Raw genomic sequence first — 15,563 nt, forward strand, 5'->3', positions numbered from 1 at the left:
CGATGTACGGAGCGGACGTAGCCTGGTTGACGTGTGCGGACCGTGGCGCATACTGAGGAGATGGCACTCCATCATCAGTCCTTTGACACCATCATCATCGGCGCGGGTCAGGCCGGCCCGGGCCTCGCCTCGGCGCTCGACGGTCGCGGCGAGAAGGTTGCGCTCTTTGAGCAGCGCGCGTTTGGCGGGACCTGCCTGAACGACGGGTGCCGGCCCACCAAGGCGATGCGAGCATCGGCCCGCGTGGCTCACCTGGCACGCACCGCGGCCAAGCATGGCGTCCACACCGGCGACGTGACCGTCAACCTCGCGGAGACCGTCGCCCGCAAGGACGAACTCATCGACGCATGGCGAGAGGGTGGCAGCGACTACTACAAGAACCACGAGTCCATCAGTTACGTCCTGTCCACTGCGCGGCTCACCGGCCGCGACGGCGACCTCTTCACCGTCGAGCATGACGGCGGAGTCGTCACCGCCAAGCGCGTCATCGTCAACTCTGGCGCACGCTCCGTCCCGCCACCTGTGCCCGGACTTGATGGCATCAATTGGCTCGACCACCACAGCATCCTTGAACTGACCGAGACTCCCGACCACCTTGTGGTCCTCGGTGGCAGCTACATCGGCCTCGAGTTCGGGCAGATGTTCGCCCGGTTTGGCTCGAAGGTGACGATCGTTGAGATGGCCGACCGCGTCATCGGCCGCGAGGACCCTGATATCTCCGAGGCCGTTGCTTCAATGTTGCGCCGAGAGGGACTCGACGTTCGCGAAGGTGTGGGGGTCTCCCGCATCGATGTGACAGAAGGCGGCGCGCGGCTTCACCTCAACGGTGGTGACAACCTCGATGCCAGTCACGTGCTCGTAGCGGCGGGACGAATCCCCAACAGTGACGACCTTGGACTCGAGACCGTTGGCGTCGAGACGGACGAGCATGGCTACATTTCTACCGACGAGCACTTCGCCACCAATGTGGACGGTGTCTACGCGGTCGGTGATGTCAATGGGCGCGGAGCCTTCACCCACACGAGCTATCAGGATGGCACGATTCTGGCGGACCACCTGGGCGGGGGCGACATGACGGTCGCGGGCCGCATCCCCACTTACGGACTGTTTACTGATCCGCCCTTAGGCCGCGTGGGCATGACCCTCACGCAGGCCCAGGACGCGGGGCTGAATGTGGAGGTAGCGATCACTCCCGGGGATGGCGTGACCAAGGCGGCGCTCGACGGCGAGACCGAGGGCCTGTGGAAGCTCGTGGTCGACAAGGACAAGGATCGCGTGGTGGGTGCGTCGTTCTTTGGGCTGTACGGCGACGAGGCCGTACAGGCGGTTTCAGTACTGATGCACGTGGACGCGCCGGCATCCGCGCTCGCGACCTGGCTCCCCATTCATCCGACGTCGGCAGAGTTCCTGCCCACGTTCTACGGTGCGCTCGAGGCGCCGGGGGAATCGGACCAATAGCGCGCGCGGACCGCTCAGGCCGTGCGAAATCGGACCAATAGCGGGTGGCGCGAGGGGTGGAGTGCGGTTGCGGTTGCGGTGGAGTAAACCAGCTACTTGCCTAGGTAGGCGACCAGGTCCTCGGCGAGGCCGGTGTAGCTGGCAGGAGTGAGCTTGACGAGGCGCTCTTCGACATCTGCGGGCAGGCCCAGTGTTTTGATAAAGACAGTCACGTCGTCCGCGCCGATGCGACGGCCGCGAGTGAGGTCCTTGAGCCGCTCGTATGGGTTCTCCATGCCGGGTGTGCCCGCAATGCCAGCCGCGCGCATCGCGGACTGGATGGGCTCGCCCAGTACCTCCCAGTTGGCGTCAAGGTCCTCGTCCAGGCGGGAGGGGTTCACGTCCAAGCCGTCCAGGCCCTTCGCGACGTTCGCGATCGCGAGCAGCGAGTGGCCGAACGCGGGTCCGATGTTGCGCTGGCTGGTCGAGTCGGTGAGGTCACGTTGCATGCGGCTGGTGACGAGCGTGGCGCCTAGGGTGTCGAGCAGCGCGCAGCTGATCTCGAGGTTGGCCTCAGCGTTCTCAAATCGAATGGGGTTGACCTTGTGCGGCATGGTCGAGGAACCGACCGTGCCCTGACCGCGCACCTGCGCGAAGTAGCCCAAGGAGATGTAGGTCCACACGTCGGTGGCGAGGTTGTGCAGGATGCGGTTGAAGCGAGCCATGTCCGCGTACAACTCTGCCTGCCAGTCGTGACTCTCGATCTGAGTGGTCAGCGGGTTCCACGTCAGTCCCAGGTGCTCGACAAAGGACTTGGAGACGGCAACCCAGTCGGTGTCGGGCACGGCCGCGACGTGCGCGCCGTACGTACCGGTCGCGCCATTGATTTTGCCCAGGAACTCCTGGTTGCGCACGCGCATGAGCTGGCGACCCAGACGATGCGCGAGCACCGCTAGTTCCTTGCCGAGCGTCGTGGGGGTGGCCGTCTGGCCGTGGGTGCGCGACAGCATCGGCTGCGAGGCGTTGGCCTTAGCCATGTCGCCAATCTGGCCGACCAAAGCCGATGCCGAGGGAAGCCAGACGTCCTCGACGGCCCCGCGCACCATGACGGAGTAGGACAGGTTATTGATGTCCTCGGACGTGCACGCGAAGTGCACGAGCTCGCTGAGCGCCGGTAGCTGCGTGTCGGCGCCGAGCGTTGCGGGGGCCCGCTCGAGACGCTTCTTGAGGAAGTACTCCACCGCCTTGACGTCGTGGACCGTGACCCGCTCGGTCTCGGCGAGCTCCGCGATCTCATCGGCGGCGAAGGTCTCGACGACGTTGCGTAGGTAGCTCTTTTCGGCATCGGTCAGCGGTGACGTGCCAGGGACCGCGCCCTGGTCCGTCAGGTGGATGACCCACTCGACTTCCACGTGGACGCGGGCGCGGTTGAGCGCGGCCTCCGACAGATGGTCGACCAGCGGAGCCACGGCGCCGCGGTAGCGACCGTCGAGGGGCCCGAGGGCGATGGCAGGAGTGATGTCAGCGAGTGCAGTCCAGGAAGTCACGCGCCCATTGTTCCACTTTTCCACCGATGCGCCCGCGCGCGGGTCGCGCCCTGGGAAGTTATCCACAGATCACCGCGGGCTGGGGTGCGGGGGCTCGGCTTTGCCTAGCGTCAAAGCATGAGCCACAACGACGATCTCTATGTCGTGGTAGACGCGAATGCGACGCCCGACTACTTTCCCAAAGCGCCGCTGTACCTGCCGTTGTTTCCGCTGATGGCGGCTCTCGACTCGATCGACACCGCGCTACGCGATCTTCAGATGGCCAGCGTGATGGGCTGGCAGTCCGTTCTCGCGGACACGTACCGCGGCGAGCTCGACGACCTCACCCGGGACGTGACGTTGTTGCGCAATCACGTGCACGAGGCAGACCGTCTCTATAGGCACCTGAGATTTGTTGCCCACATGAACGGAGAATGATGGCCGACTCGGTACGGAGTTATGGAGGAGCGGGCGGCCAGGTGGCCGTGATTGAAGACCTCGAGCGGGCCGCGAGGATCATCCGTTCCCTGAGGGATCTGCTGGAAGACGCCGGAATGAGTCTCAGCGCGGTGGAGAGCCGGGCCATCGAAGCGTACGAGCGTGGTGGCGATGCGACTCGTCGCGCCGCCGAACGTGTCAAGAATGCGCTGGCAGATGCGCAGGTGGGAAGCTATGGCACGGGCCCGGTGAGTTTGAGTGCCTACGGATTGGGTGATCGTCTGAGGGCGGTGGCTACCCACTTTAACGAGGCAGAGGAGGCAGCGATGAGTCACGTGAGCGCGATGACCCGCGCCGGAGGAGCGATCACCTCGATGTGGGGGACCGGATGGTGGGTGACGCGTCACGTGTGGGCGGCCGGAGTGCTGGTCGCAACGCCTCCCCTCCTGATGACGGGGGCGCCCCAAAGGGTTGCGGGCTCAATCCGTCCGGAGGGGCTGCCACCCACCACGGGATTTCTCAATAAGGACACTGCGCAATGGATGGCTGCCAAGCTGGACTCGTCGGCGGTGGGGTTTCCCGCAACGGTCTATGCACTTGCGGCGGTGCTGTCCACGCTTGAGGGACTCTTCGGAGAGGGCCACGCGATCACGGTCAAGGAGCGCGAAACCAGCTACGCGGCTCGGCAGCCGACCGGAGTAGCGGACCTCATGAACGGAATTCAGGACGAAGAGAACCGCATGGACGGCTCGGTCTCCATCGAGACGATCACACATGCGGACGGCACGCGTTCCTTTGTGGTGACGATTCCTGGGACGGAGGACTGGGGCCTTGATGCTGACAATCCTCACGACGCCCAGGCCAACCTGGCGGCGATGGTGGAGCAGTCGACCGACGCTCAGATGGCCGTGGTGGAGGCCATGCGCGCGGCTGGCATCGAGCCAGGCGAGGAGGTCATGCTGGCCGGGCACAGTCAGGGTGGAATCAACGCCGTCGCCCTTGCCTCGCGCCCCGAGTTTCTTGACGAGTTCACTGTGACCCACGTGGTGACGGTGGGAAGCCCCGTGGGGCGCATGTCCCTGCCGCCATCGGTCAATGTCTTGCAACTCGAACACACCGAGGACCTGGTGAGTGGCCTGGATGCCGTGCCCAACCCGAACACCCCGACGCGAACCACGGTGGAGCGAGACCTGAGGTATTCAGAGGACCCACGGGCCAGGAGCCTCGGCCAGACCATCCCCGATGCGCATAGCCTCCCGGCGTATGCCACGACAGGTGCGTTGGTCGACGCTGGCGGCGCGGGGTCCTCGGCGAGCGCATGGCGTGACTCGGCCGCGGGCTTCTTTACCGGTGAGACCAGCACGCTCAAGGAGTATGTGCCCGTGGTGCCGTCGCCACCCGTGGCGGCACCCGTTGACGAGATCCCGCGGCCTCAGCCCAGCCCATCGCCCGGTGTGCAGCCGGAACCGCCTATGGCTAGTTAGTCACCCTTGCCAGCACCGGGAATGATGGCGCCCAGAATGCCGCTCGTGATCGCGATCACGACGGCTGCCCATAGCGTGTCCCAGAACCCGCCGATGGTGAGGTCTGCCCAGGGGACCAGCGTGGTGAGCCACGCGGTCAGCCACAGCATGAACCATGCAATGACCAGCGAGAACAGACCCAGCGTAAGGATCATGATGGGGAACGCGAGGACCTTGACGATCGGGTAGATGATCGCATTCGCGGCCGCCATGACCGCGCCGACCAGCAGGAAGACGAGCAGACGCGCCCAGGTGGAGTTGTCCCCGCCCTCAACGGCGACGTCGAACGGCAGGATGGTGACGAACCACACCGCGACGGCCATGATGATCGAATTCAAAAGGAATCTCATGAAGTGAATTGTGGCACGTGGGTGGGATGCTTGACCCATGTCCACACCGCCGTCTTCAGAAAATTCCACCCCGCGGCCTCGCGCAGTCGTCGGCGCTATGCCTCGCTACGTGCCCGGTGCGCGTGGCGCGGTGGATGCCGCGCCACCCATCAAGCTGTCGTCCAACGAGGTCCCCTTTGGGCCGCTGCCCTCGGTTGCCGAGGCGATCGCGCGGGCCGCCGGTGCGGTCAACCGTTACCCGGATGCGGCATCAGTTGAACTCCACGCGCGGCTCGCCGCGCATGTGGGTCTGTCCGAGGCAAACGTAGCCACCGGGGGCGGCTCGGTCGCCGTGCTTGCTCACGTGCTCCAGGCCTACTGCGACGCGGGCGACCAGGCCGTCTACGCGTGGCGCAGTTTCGAGGCGTATCCCATCATCGCCGCCATCAGTGGAGTCGAGTCGGTGCAGGTGCCCAACGCGGCGAATGGTCGGCACGACTTGGTCGCGATGGCTGCGGCCGTCACAGAGCGCACCAAGGTAGTCATCCTCTGCTCACCCAACAACCCCACCGGACCGAGCATCCTTCACGACGAGTTCGAGGCCTTCATGGCTGCCGTGCCACGTCGCGTGCTGGTGGTGTTGGACGAGGCGTACGTCGAGTTTGTGCGCAACCCGGAGACCGTCAATGGGCCCCGTGCGCTGGACCGGCACCCCAATCTCATCCTGGTGCGCACGTTCTCCAAGGCGTACGGCCTGGCCGGCCTGCGCATCGGCTATGCGGTGGGTCCCGAGGATTTGATCGCGCCCGTACGAGCCTGTGTGACGACATTCTCGGTGTCCTCGATCGCGCAGATCGCGGCGGTGGCCTCGCTCGATGCGACCGACGAGTTGCTCGAGCGAGTCGCTCAGGTGGTGGCCGAACGCGACCGCGTCGTGCCGGCGGTACGTGAGCTCGGCTTCGAGGTTCCCGATGCTGATGGCAACTTCCTCTGGCTGCCCGTGGGCGATGACGCGGTGCCGCTCGCGCAGGCGCTCGGGGCCCGTGAGCCGTCCGTCCTGGTGCGCCCGTTCGCCGGCGACGGTGTGCGCGTCACGATCGGAACCGTGGCGGAAAACGATGCGATGCTGGGCGGCCTGAGCGCATTCCGGGAGCGGAAATAGGCGGTCGCACGTTTGTTTGGGGTGCGACGCGACGTGCCCGGAATGCGGGCGATTGTGGCGCGTGAACTAGAATCTTGGCAGACTAGCCTCCACGCGGCTCCCAAAATGCCGCGCTCCACGGACCCCGAATGAGGACACCTGTGCCCCACATGACTCAGATGACGCGACGCGCCTGCGCTCCTGCGCGCGCTATCGCGGGGGCCGACGCGTGACGGATACCGACTACGAGAAGCTAGCGACGGATGCCGGTCTCGAACGCGTGGGCGCTCGCGCGCCGCTGGGTGAGTACCTGAAGGAACTCTGGGCTCGCCGCCACTTCGCCTACACGCTGGCGAGGTATCGCATCCAGGCCACGATGAGCGAGAACCGCCTGGGACTGGGCTGGATCGTCATCCGGCCCATCTTCACGGCGATCATCTTCGGCACCATCTTCGGCGTGATCATGTCGAGCGATTCGCGTCCCGACAATTTTGTGCCGTTCCTCGTGGTGGGTGTGTTCATCTTCGAGTTCTTCTCAAAGTCGTTCAGCGCTGGCGCCAAGTCGATCACCAGCAATGCCTCGCTCGTGCGGAGCCTGAACTTTCCTCGGATGTTGCTGCCCATCGCAGCGGTGATCCAGCAGGTATTCGAGCTTGTCCCCATCATCGCCGTGATGACACTCATCATCGTCGGATTTGGGGAGCCCATCACCTGGGCGTGGTTGCTCGTGCCGGTGATTCTGGCGCTCATGACGATGTTCAACCTCGGGATCGCGCTCATTTCCGCGCGACTCACCGTTCATTTGCGTGACGTGACGCAGATCATTCCGCTGCTCACGCGCATCCTCTTTTACTCGTCGGGAATCTTCTACTCGCTCGAGCAGGTGCTTGAGGACAAGCCGGCATGGGTGCTGAAGGTCGTTGAGCTCAACCCCATCCACGACTTCATTACGCTGGTGCGCGCCCAGATGGTGACCGGAAACGAGGCCTCGCCCACTATGTGGTGGGTCGTGATCGGGTCATCCATCACGATGCTGGTGGTGGGCGTGATCTTCTTCTGGCGCGCGGAGGAAAGGTACGGTCGTGACTGAGACCCCCACCGCTCCCCCCAAACTGGGTGCCCCCATCGTTGTCGCGAACGACGTTCACGTGGAGTACCGCACGCACGCGTCCGGCAAGGCCCTCGCCAACGGTGGATCGCTGTTCAAGCGCCAGAAGGGCATCCGCGTGGTGCACGCCCTCAAGGGTGTTTCCTTCGAGGTCCGCGAGGGCGAATCCATCGGCGTGATCGGCCACAACGGCTCAGGCAAGTCGACGCTGATGCGGACCATCGCCGGACTGACGACCGCGACCCAGGGCGCCGTCTATGCGGCCAGCCGACCCGCGTTGCTTGGTGTGAATGCCGCCCTCATCCCTGACCTGTCGGGGGAAAAGAACGTTCTCTTGGGTGCGCTCGCGATGGGGCACTCCAAGGCCGACGCCGAGGCACAGTACGAGGACATCGTGGAGTTCTCCGGACTCTCGGAGTTCATCGATCTGCCCATGAAGACCTACTCCTCCGGCATGCAGGCACGCCTGCGCTTCTCCATCGCGGTCTCGCGTGATCACCAGATTCTGCTGGTCGACGAGGCGCTCGCCGTGGGAGACAAGGCCTTCCGCGACAAGTCGGAGCAGCGGATCCGCGATCTGCGCGAGCAGGCTGGGACGGTGTTCCTGGTGAGCCACTCGATGCGCTCCATCCTGGACACGTGCACGCGCGTGCTGTGGATTGACCACGGCAACCTCAAGATGGATGGTGACCCCAAGACGGTGGTGAAGGCCTACCAGGCCTCCGCAAAGAAGTAGGGCGCGCCAAAGCTCGCCGTGGGGTACGACTAACCGTCGCCTGGCGGCCACCTTTCTTTAACCGCGCGTTCAGATCCGTGTGGTGCGATGGCGCCTATGACGAGAGTCGCCTGGGTGGAGTCGCCCCTACAACTGGTTAATGCGGTGGAGTACGCCGCCGCGACCGGTGAGCCGCTGCGCATCTGCCTGCGCGCCAACTCCAAGCAACTCCAATACACCGCCGACGTGCTCGCCCCTCACCTGCCGGAGGGCGTGCAGATCGCTGGCGTGTGGAACTTCGCGTTCCTGTCCCCATTCATCGTCGCCCGCGAGCGCCTTGCCGGCGACCCATACTCAGGTCAGTTCAGGCTGGCCGTCGCGCTCACCGGCGTGCGTGACCTGGTCGCCGTGGATGATGGCTCCGCGATGCTGGGATTCGTAGACCAGGTGCGCGAGAACCGTCCGCTGGCACGCCACGGCCGCACCGAGTCGTGGCTAGCGCGCCGGCTGGGGACGATTGCCGGGAGGCGCCTCCACCACACGTTGACGACCGGTGGCCTGCGGGCATTCACCGCCTACTCCCGTGACGAGGAGCTGCATGCCCTTGCGCATGCGGGGGGCCGAGTGTTGCACAACAAGTACCGGTGGGTGCGCAGAACCAAGTTCGTGAAAGATGACGGCGCGATGCAATCCGTGATTCTTGGCAGCGCCCTCCACGACGATGGCTACGTCAAGGGATCGCCGTACCGCTCCTGGGTCGAAGCCCAGGTGGCTGCGGGCGCCACGGTCTACTTTCCGCACCGGCGCGAGAAGAGCAAGAGCCTCAAGCGACTCAAGGAGATTAAGGGCCTGAAAGTGCGCAAGGCGGTGCTACCGATCGAGATTGTGCTTGCGTCGTCGCGCGAACTCACCGCGGTCGTCACCCTGCCGTCCAGCGTGGTCGCCACGCTGCGCAACATCCTGCCGGACGGTGTCCAACTTACGGTGTTCCCGGTCCCCGAGGACTGGCTCACCAAGAGCGCCGACGAAGCGCTGCGCACCACGCTGCGCCGCATCGCGAAGCCCAGGGGAGCAGTCGCTCGTGTCTGAACCTACGGCCATCGCCATCATTCCCGCTCGCGGTGGCTCCAAAGGAGTCCCAGGTAAGAACGTGGCCAGGGTCGGTGGCGTTCCTCTCGTCGCCCGAGCCGTACGGACCGCGCTCGCCGCCCCCCGCATCGGCGCCGTGTACGTCTCCACCGATGACGAAGCGATAGCCGTCGCCGCGCGCGAGGCCGGTGCCAGCATCGTCCGCCGTCCCGCAGACCTCGCTGGCGATCAGGCCACGTCGGAGGACGCGATCTTGCACGCGCTTGCGGCCATCCGTGAATCGGGCCTCTCGCCCAGCACCGTGGTGTTCATGCAGGCAACCTCTCCCTTCATCGACGCCGATGCGCTGAACCGGGCAGTCGCGCGCGTCCAGGACGGCGACGAGGACGTGGTGTTCTCCGCGTTCGAGACGTATGCATTTCTGTGGCAGAACGCCGAGCACGGTGCCCAGGGTGTCAACCACGACCATTCGTTCCGTCCACGCCGGCAGGACCGCGAGCCCCACTTCCAGGAGACTGGCGCGTTCTACGTCATGGATGCCGCCGGGTTGGAGCGCCACCGGTTCCGCTTCTTCGGCCGCGTGGGAATCCAGGAGGTGACCGCGGCATCGGGCCTGGAGATAGACGAACCAGCGGAGCTGGAGATGGCACGCGCGCTCGCCCCCGTCCTCGACGAGGCTCAAGCCATCGACGCACAAGCGCTCGTCATGGACTTTGACGGCGTCCACACCGACGACCGCGTCGAGGTCTCCGAGGACGGAACCGAGTCCGTGACGGTGAGCCGCTCGGACGGGATGGGCCTCGGAATGTTGCGCGACGCGGGGCTGCCCATGCTGATCCTGTCCAAGGAACGCAACCCGGTTGTTGAGGCCCGCGGACGCAAATTGGGTGTCGAAACGGTGTACGGCGTTGACGAGAAGGTGAACGTTTTGCGGCAGTGGTGTGAACAACGGCGAATCCCGCTCTCGAGCGTGATTTACGTCGGTAATGATGTGAATGACGTTGGTTGCCTTGAGGTTGTGGGGTGGCCAGTTGTAGTCCCAGATGCCCATCCATTAGCCCAAAGGGCCGCCCGGATCACCCTGACCCGGAACGGCGGGCGCGGAGCGCTTCGCGAACTCGCGGAGATGATCCTCGCCGGAAGGAGTCCCCACAATGTCTGAAGTTGTCACCATCGGTTCCAACCAGATCGGCCAAGGCCGACCCGTCTATGTGATCGCCGAGATCGGCCTCAACCACAACGGCAGCGTCGAGACTGCGCTGCAGCTCATCGACGTGGCTGCGAACGCCGGCTGCCAGGCGGTCAAGTTCCAGAAGCGCACCCCCGCAATCTCCACGCCGGAGCACATGAAGGACACCCCTCGCGAGACGCCCTGGGGCACCATGACGTACCTCGACTACCGCTACAAGGTGGAGTTCGAGAAGGAGGAGTACGACCAGATTGCGGCGTACTGCCACGCCAAGGGCATGGACTGGTTCGCCTCCCCATGGGACGAGCCGTCCGTCGATTTCCTCGAGGACCGCGACGCCATGGCATACAAGATTGCCTCCGCCTCGGTCACCGACCTGTCGATGCTCGCGAAGATCCGGGAGACCGGCAAGCCCGTCATCCTGTCTACCGGCATGTCTACGATCGAGCAGGTCGACGCAGCGGTTGAGACGTTGGGCCTCGACAACCTGATCATCCTGCACGCGACCTCGACCTACCCGCTTCCCCCCGAGGAAGCGAACCTACGCATGATCCCGACGCTGATGGAGCGCTACGGCGTCCCCACGGGTTACTCGGGCCACGAGCCCGGCTTGCAGATTTCGCTGGCCGCGGTCGCGTTGGGCGCCTGCGTCGTCGAGCGCCACATCACCCTCGACCGCACGATGTGGGGCAGCGACCACGCCGCCTCGCTTGAGCCGCAGGGGCTCGACCACCTGGTGCGCGATATTCGCATCATCGAGACCGGCCTGGGCGACGGTGTCAAGCGCGTCTTCCCCGGTGAGCAGGCTCCGCTGAGCAAGCTGCGTCGCGTCGGCGCGTAACCCAGCAACACGTCATCGGCGAAAGGTGCCGCGTCACCCGCAGCGATTGCGCGTGGCGCGGCACCGCCACATTCGAGGTTAAGGATCCATGGAAACGATCACACACACGGCGGCCGATGCCTCGGCGCCTATCGCGGGCGCGGCCAGTCTGCCCGGGGTCGCCGATGCTGAGGAGAAATTTCCTGTCGCGACCAGCGTCGCGTTCTTCGTCGAGAACAGGAACGCCGTGCGCATTGTGGCCCGGCTCGCAGCCGCGCTTGACCCCGCCACCGAGGTGTCGCTCGTGACCGCTGACGCGGGTGGGTTGATCTCGGCGTGGGTCGCTGAGGAGTGGGCGAGCCACCCCGGCCTGCCGGTGGTCGAGAACGTCCTGGATGCTCGGCCGCACGTCGCGGCAGCCGACCTCGGCGAGGTGATCACCCGGGAGCTCCGCCGGTGGATCGAGAACCGTGGCGTGGACCGTGTGGTGCTCTTCAACGACCAGTCGGTGCGGGGGCGATGCGTGGTTCGGGCCGCCCACCCGACGGCCGCAGTGGTGCTCATTCAGGACGGCACGTTGGAGTTTGAGTCGCGGGTCATGTCGCTCGGACGGCAGGACCAGAACTGGTACTACGGCACGTCGGGCGTGGACCGAGTGTGCGTGTGGGGAACTCAAGGGCGCCAGCGACTCCTGGGGAAGCTGGCCGAGGCCGGCACAGTCCCGGAGGTGCGTGTTACGGGATCCGTCATGCACTCCGCCGACGTGCAGCTCGCCGGCGCGTACGAGCACAAGGAGGATCTGCGTCGCCGCGGCGACGCACGCGAGCCTCTCGACGTGCTGATCATGGATCAGCCGCTGGCCGGCCAGCGCAAGACCTCCCGTGGCGCGCATCGGAACGCGCTGAAGGCCCTGGTGTCGGTCGTCGAACGCGGTGATCGCGTCACCATCAAGCCCCATCCGTCCTCGGACGACTCTCACCTGCGATTTCTCGAGTCGCTCCCGCGAGTCACCGTGCTCGGCCCAGGGGTAACGCTGGGCGACTCGCACCTTCGCGAGTTTGACGTGGCCCTCACCTGGTTCTCGACCTCGTACCTTGACACGCTTGCCGCCGGGGTGCCGATGGTCTTTGTGGGTATCCCCGACGTCAACGTCGTGATGCCGCAACTCAAGAGCGAGTTGCTGCGCAACACGTATTCGGTGGACGAGGCACTCGAGGTGCTCACGGAGTTTCGCGAGCGAGGCGTGTTCCGCGCCAACGCCGCCGGAATCGTCCCCGACGCGCTCCTGCGCATGAATGCGGACGTTGAGGCCGACGTTGTGGCCGCCATCATCGATGCGGTGATCGAGGCACCGGTGGATGACGCGCGCGCTCACGTCGCGCTCTCTCCCCACCCCAAACATGCCGGGACCGACGGGGCCGTAGCCCCGGTAGTGCCGCACGCTACTCGTCGCGCGCGGGCCCTCGCGGATCTCGCTCGGCCACCCGCCCCGACGGTACGCATCGCAGTGCTGGGGGAGCGATTCATCCAGCGTGTAGGAGTTTCGCTACCCATCATGGCGTTCGCCCGCCACCTCGCGGCGACCGGACAGGGTGAGGTGCGGCTCATCGACGTGATGCAGTACGCGTCAGTGAGCGACGTTCTAGCGGAACTCGACGCCGACGAGATCGTCATTATCAACAGCCTGAGACCTTTCTGGGTGAAGCCATGGATGTCGACCCTCGTGGAGAGGCTGCGCGGTGCCGGACGGACGCCATTCGTGTACGCGCACGAGACCCGCGCAGTGGTCGAGAGGGAACATGCCGCCTTCAGGAGCTCGCACGCGGCGATGCTCGAGGCGCTGCCCGGAGCGGTGATGCTGTGCGTTTCCGATGCCCAGCGACAGATGTTCACGGAGATGGGCATTCCCACCTCCCGCACCATCTTCAACACCAGCGCGGGGGTGGTCGACCGCCCACGCGAGGTTGCTCCTATCCGTGAGCGCTCGTCGGTGGTCATGGTCGGTTCGGTGCAGGCGCGCAAGGGAGCGACGCTGTTCTCGCAGGTCGCGGAGCTCGCGGCCGAACGCGGCCTTGACATCGACTTCACCTGGGTCGGCGGTGGGAATCCGACCCCTGAACTGTTTCTGTCCGACCGTGTGAACTGGACCGGTCACCTGTCCCGCGCGGGAACGGAGGCGGCACTCGACTCCTCGGACGTGTTCTTTCTCTCGAGCATCGACGACCCGATGCCCTTGTCCGCCCTCGAAGCCATCGCCGCCCGGCGTCGCGTGGTCAGCTACTCAGGCGTGGGGACCCACGAGATCATGGCCGGCGTTCCCGGCTACGAGTCGTTTGCCGACTACCGCCCCGAGGCGGCCCTCGACGCGATCATGAGGGTGCTCGAGACCGAGCCAGACCAGGCGGCATTTGGTGAAGTTGTCGACATGTTTAGCGCAGAGGCCTTCTCTGAGCGGCTACTGGCGGTGGTGCGGGCGGAGGGAGCCTCCGCGTTCGCCGCGCTGACGGACGCGCCGGCCTCCGGGATCGCGGGGGGCGCGGTTCCGATCCGGGAGATTTCCAGGGCGGTGCGTGCGGAACGCTTCCACGAGGCGCGGGTGCTCTCGAGGCAACTCGCGCGCTCGAATCCGACTCCGGGTGGCATGCGCGCGCTCGCGGCGGCGTGGCTCGCGGGAGGTGAGCGTGACTACGCGCTCGCGTTGCTGCGGACCGGCTATCTGCTCGCCGACAACGACGAGACCTTCAAGACGGCGGTCGCGGTGGACTTCTCGCGATTCGGCATCAACGCGCGCGAGCTCGACCGATGGACGCTGCGCAACGCGACTCAGCGCGCCTGGCGCCGAGTACGGCCACATGTATCCCGGCGCCGCTAGGCGCTCCACGTGGGGGCCCGTATGCGCGCACTAGTCCTCGCGGACTCCGATTCGTACCTCAAGTGGGGAGTCTCCCGCGCACGCGATCTCCCATCGGAGTGGGAGGTGGAGGTGGTGGTTGTCCGCAACTCGGTCACCCCCAGCTCGCGTCAACGCGCCGATGCCGTGGCTGGCCGGTGGGTCGATGTTCCGGTCATTGCCTTCGCGCAGGCGAAGGAGAAGATCCAGGCTGGGGTGGACGTCTTGGTGTTGGCCTGCCGGGGCCCGCTCATCGAGTTCCTCTTTACGGAGATTCTCACCCAGTTACCGGAGCGGCCAGTGATCGTCACCGGCATCCCGGGTCTGTGGTTTCCTCCCACGCGACGTGGGCTCGACTTCCGGGCGGACGCAGACATGCTTGTCGTTCACAGCAGGCACGAACGGGAGGCCGTGGACGCGGCTAATCGGAACGGGGGCCCTCAGGTAACCCTCGCGACCTTGATAGAGCACGCGCACCCGGGTGCCCAATTCGTGGCCCCGCGTACATCGGGAGCGGTGGTATTCGCCCCGCAGGCCCTGGTGCCGGGGACGCGCGCGGAGCGGCGAAGGCTGCTCGACGGCCTGGTCCACGTGGCCCAGGAGAACCCGTCGACCCCCGTACTCGTGAAGCTTCGCGGCGACGAGGACGAGGCTCAGACACACAGCGAATTTGCCTCGTTCCCCGCGCTGGCCCGTGAACTGCGAGTCGAGCGGCCACGCAACCTCAGATTTGTCCGTGGCGCACTCAGCACCTACCTCGACGATGCCCGTGGGCTCGTGACCGTGAGTTCGACCGCGGCGCTCGAGGCCGTCGGCATGGGTGTCCCCACCATGGTGTTGCGAGATTTTGGGGTGTCAGCGGACAACCTCAACCTGGTATTCGAGGGAAGCGGGCTGTGGGGCGACCTCGACCGTCTCGCGCGGCTGGACTTCCCCGAGCCAGATCCGTGTTGGATGTACGAGAACTACTTTCATGACGCGCACGAGTCCAATTGGGTGCAGGCTGCAACGGCACTCGCGGAGGATCGGTCGCTACTGGCGGACCTCAGAGAACGCAGGCCCGTCGCTGTTACCCCCGCGGGCGCGCGTGGCAAGGTGAGGCGCATGCGGGTGCGTGCGCAAGCACTCGGGTCCGCAGACACCCGGTGGCGTAGGTTGTCGACGGGGCTCATCATCCGTCCCGCCCTCGCGGCACGGGAGGTCGTGGTGAGGGGCGAGCGAGCACGATCGGCGCGCTCCCTGGAGTTGGAGACACGGTCGGTCGACGCCTAAGTATTGCCAACCTACGGTTCCGTAGCCTACGCTTGCGTAAGTTAGCGGGGCCAGGCACAAATGCTGCTTCCCGCCGCACATATGCA

General features: G+C 65.6%; 13 protein-coding genes. 11 read left to right on the forward strand and 2 right to left on the reverse strand.

What is annotated here, in order from left to right; translation table 11 throughout:
- The first annotated feature begins 60 nt into the window (after window positions 1-60).
- A complete protein-coding gene (locus AOP73_RS03905) occupies window positions 61-1,458 on the forward strand; it encodes a mercuric reductase (RefSeq protein WP_061963289.1) in 1,398 nt (465 codons plus the stop codon).
- A gap of 92 nt (window positions 1,459-1,550) precedes the next feature.
- Here AOP73_RS03905 and purB read toward each other — a convergent pair whose 3' ends face one another.
- The gene (gene purB / locus AOP73_RS03910) at window positions 1,551-2,984 is read right to left on the reverse strand and encodes an adenylosuccinate lyase (RefSeq protein ID WP_061963290.1); all 1,434 of its coding nucleotides are present in this window, start codon (window positions 2,982-2,984) and stop codon (window positions 1,551-1,553) included.
- Window positions 2,985-3,101: 117 nt separating this feature from the next.
- Here purB and AOP73_RS03915 point away from each other — a divergent pair, with 117 nt between their 5' ends.
- A complete protein-coding gene (locus tag AOP73_RS03915; RefSeq protein WP_061963291.1) occupies window positions 3,102-3,401 on the forward strand; it encodes a hypothetical protein in 300 nt (99 codons plus the stop codon).
- Window positions 3,402-3,442: 41 nt separating this feature from the next.
- The gene (locus tag AOP73_RS03920; protein ID WP_152650523.1) at window positions 3,443-4,885 is read left to right on the forward strand and encodes a hypothetical protein; all 1,443 of its coding nucleotides are present in this window, start codon (window positions 3,443-3,445) and stop codon (window positions 4,883-4,885) included.
- On the opposite strand, the gene AOP73_RS03925 is transcribed toward AOP73_RS03920, so the two are convergent.
- Window positions 4,882-5,274 (reverse strand): phage holin family protein, encoded by a 393-nt coding sequence (locus AOP73_RS03925; RefSeq protein WP_160295429.1) that lies wholly within the window; start codon window positions 5,272-5,274, stop codon window positions 4,882-4,884. The two genes, AOP73_RS03920 and AOP73_RS03925, sit on opposite strands and share 4 nt — an antisense overlap.
- Window positions 5,275-5,311: 37 nt before the next feature.
- On the opposite strand from AOP73_RS03925, the gene hisC reads away from it, so the two are divergent.
- The 8 genes from hisC to AOP73_RS03965 all read left to right on the forward strand — a co-directional run bounded on the left by hisC (window position 5,312) and on the right by AOP73_RS03965 (window position 15,477).
- Entirely contained in the window at window positions 5,312-6,415 is a 1,104-nt protein-coding gene (gene hisC, locus AOP73_RS03930; RefSeq protein WP_061963294.1) for a histidinol-phosphate transaminase, read from the forward strand.
- 208 nt (window positions 6,416-6,623) lie between these two features.
- Window positions 6,624-7,484, forward strand: coding sequence for an ABC transporter permease (locus AOP73_RS03935; protein ID WP_061963295.1), 861 nt, complete (start codon window positions 6,624-6,626; stop codon window positions 7,482-7,484).
- Complete coding sequence (locus tag AOP73_RS03940; protein WP_061963296.1) at window positions 7,477-8,238, forward strand: ABC transporter ATP-binding protein; 762 nt, start codon at window positions 7,477-7,479, stop codon at window positions 8,236-8,238. The genes AOP73_RS03935 and AOP73_RS03940 overlap by 8 nt, the downstream gene beginning before the upstream one ends.
- A 96-nt stretch (window positions 8,239-8,334) precedes the next feature.
- The gene (locus AOP73_RS03945) at window positions 8,335-9,306 is read left to right on the forward strand and encodes a hypothetical protein (RefSeq protein WP_061963297.1); all 972 of its coding nucleotides are present in this window, start codon (window positions 8,335-8,337) and stop codon (window positions 9,304-9,306) included.
- Complete coding sequence (locus tag AOP73_RS03950) at window positions 9,299-10,468, forward strand: acylneuraminate cytidylyltransferase (RefSeq protein WP_061963298.1); 1,170 nt, start codon at window positions 9,299-9,301, stop codon at window positions 10,466-10,468. The genes AOP73_RS03945 and AOP73_RS03950 overlap by 8 nt, the downstream gene beginning before the upstream one ends.
- Window positions 10,461-11,336, forward strand: a complete 876-nt coding sequence (locus AOP73_RS03955) for an N-acetylneuraminate synthase family protein (protein WP_061963299.1) — start codon at window positions 10,461-10,463, stop codon at window positions 11,334-11,336. Before AOP73_RS03950 ends, AOP73_RS03955 begins: the two co-directional genes overlap by 8 nt.
- An 88-nt stretch (window positions 11,337-11,424) precedes the next feature.
- Window positions 11,425-14,187: a glycosyltransferase family 4 protein gene (locus AOP73_RS03960; RefSeq protein WP_061963300.1), complete on the forward strand. Its 2,763-nt coding sequence runs from the start codon at window positions 11,425-11,427 to the stop codon at window positions 14,185-14,187.
- Window positions 14,188-14,208: 21 nt separating this feature from the next.
- Window positions 14,209-15,477: a DUF6716 putative glycosyltransferase gene (locus AOP73_RS03965; RefSeq protein WP_152650524.1), complete on the forward strand. Its 1,269-nt coding sequence runs from the start codon at window positions 14,209-14,211 to the stop codon at window positions 15,475-15,477.
- Window positions 15,478-15,563: the final 86 nt, after the last annotated feature.

This window comes from Demequina aurantiaca, assembly GCF_000975135.1.
Taxonomy (GTDB): Bacteria; Actinomycetota; Actinomycetes; order Actinomycetales; family Demequinaceae; genus Demequina; species Demequina aurantiaca.

Bases quoted from the DNA above. Each gene is read 5' to 3' on its own strand.
- AOP73_RS03915 (WP_061963291.1), top strand. From the start codon at position 3,102: ATGAGCCACAACGACGATCTCTATGTCGTGGTAGACGCGAATGCGACG.
- AOP73_RS03960 (WP_061963300.1), top strand. From the start codon at position 11,425: ATGGAAACGATCACACACACGGCGGCCGATGCCTCGGCGCCTATCGCG.
- AOP73_RS03925 (WP_160295429.1), bottom strand. From the start codon at position 5,274: ATGAGATTCCTTTTGAATTCGATCATCATGGCCGTCGCGGTGTGGTTC.
- hisC (WP_061963294.1), top strand. From the start codon at position 5,312: ATGTCCACACCGCCGTCTTCAGAAAATTCCACCCCGCGGCCTCGCGCA.
- AOP73_RS03965 (WP_152650524.1), top strand. From the start codon at position 14,209: ATGCGCGCACTAGTCCTCGCGGACTCCGATTCGTACCTCAAGTGGGGA.
- AOP73_RS03905 (WP_061963289.1), top strand. From the start codon at position 61: ATGGCACTCCATCATCAGTCCTTTGACACCATCATCATCGGCGCGGGT.
- AOP73_RS03955 (WP_061963299.1), top strand. From the start codon at position 10,461: ATGTCTGAAGTTGTCACCATCGGTTCCAACCAGATCGGCCAAGGCCGA.
- AOP73_RS03945 (WP_061963297.1), top strand. From the start codon at position 8,335: ATGACGAGAGTCGCCTGGGTGGAGTCGCCCCTACAACTGGTTAATGCG.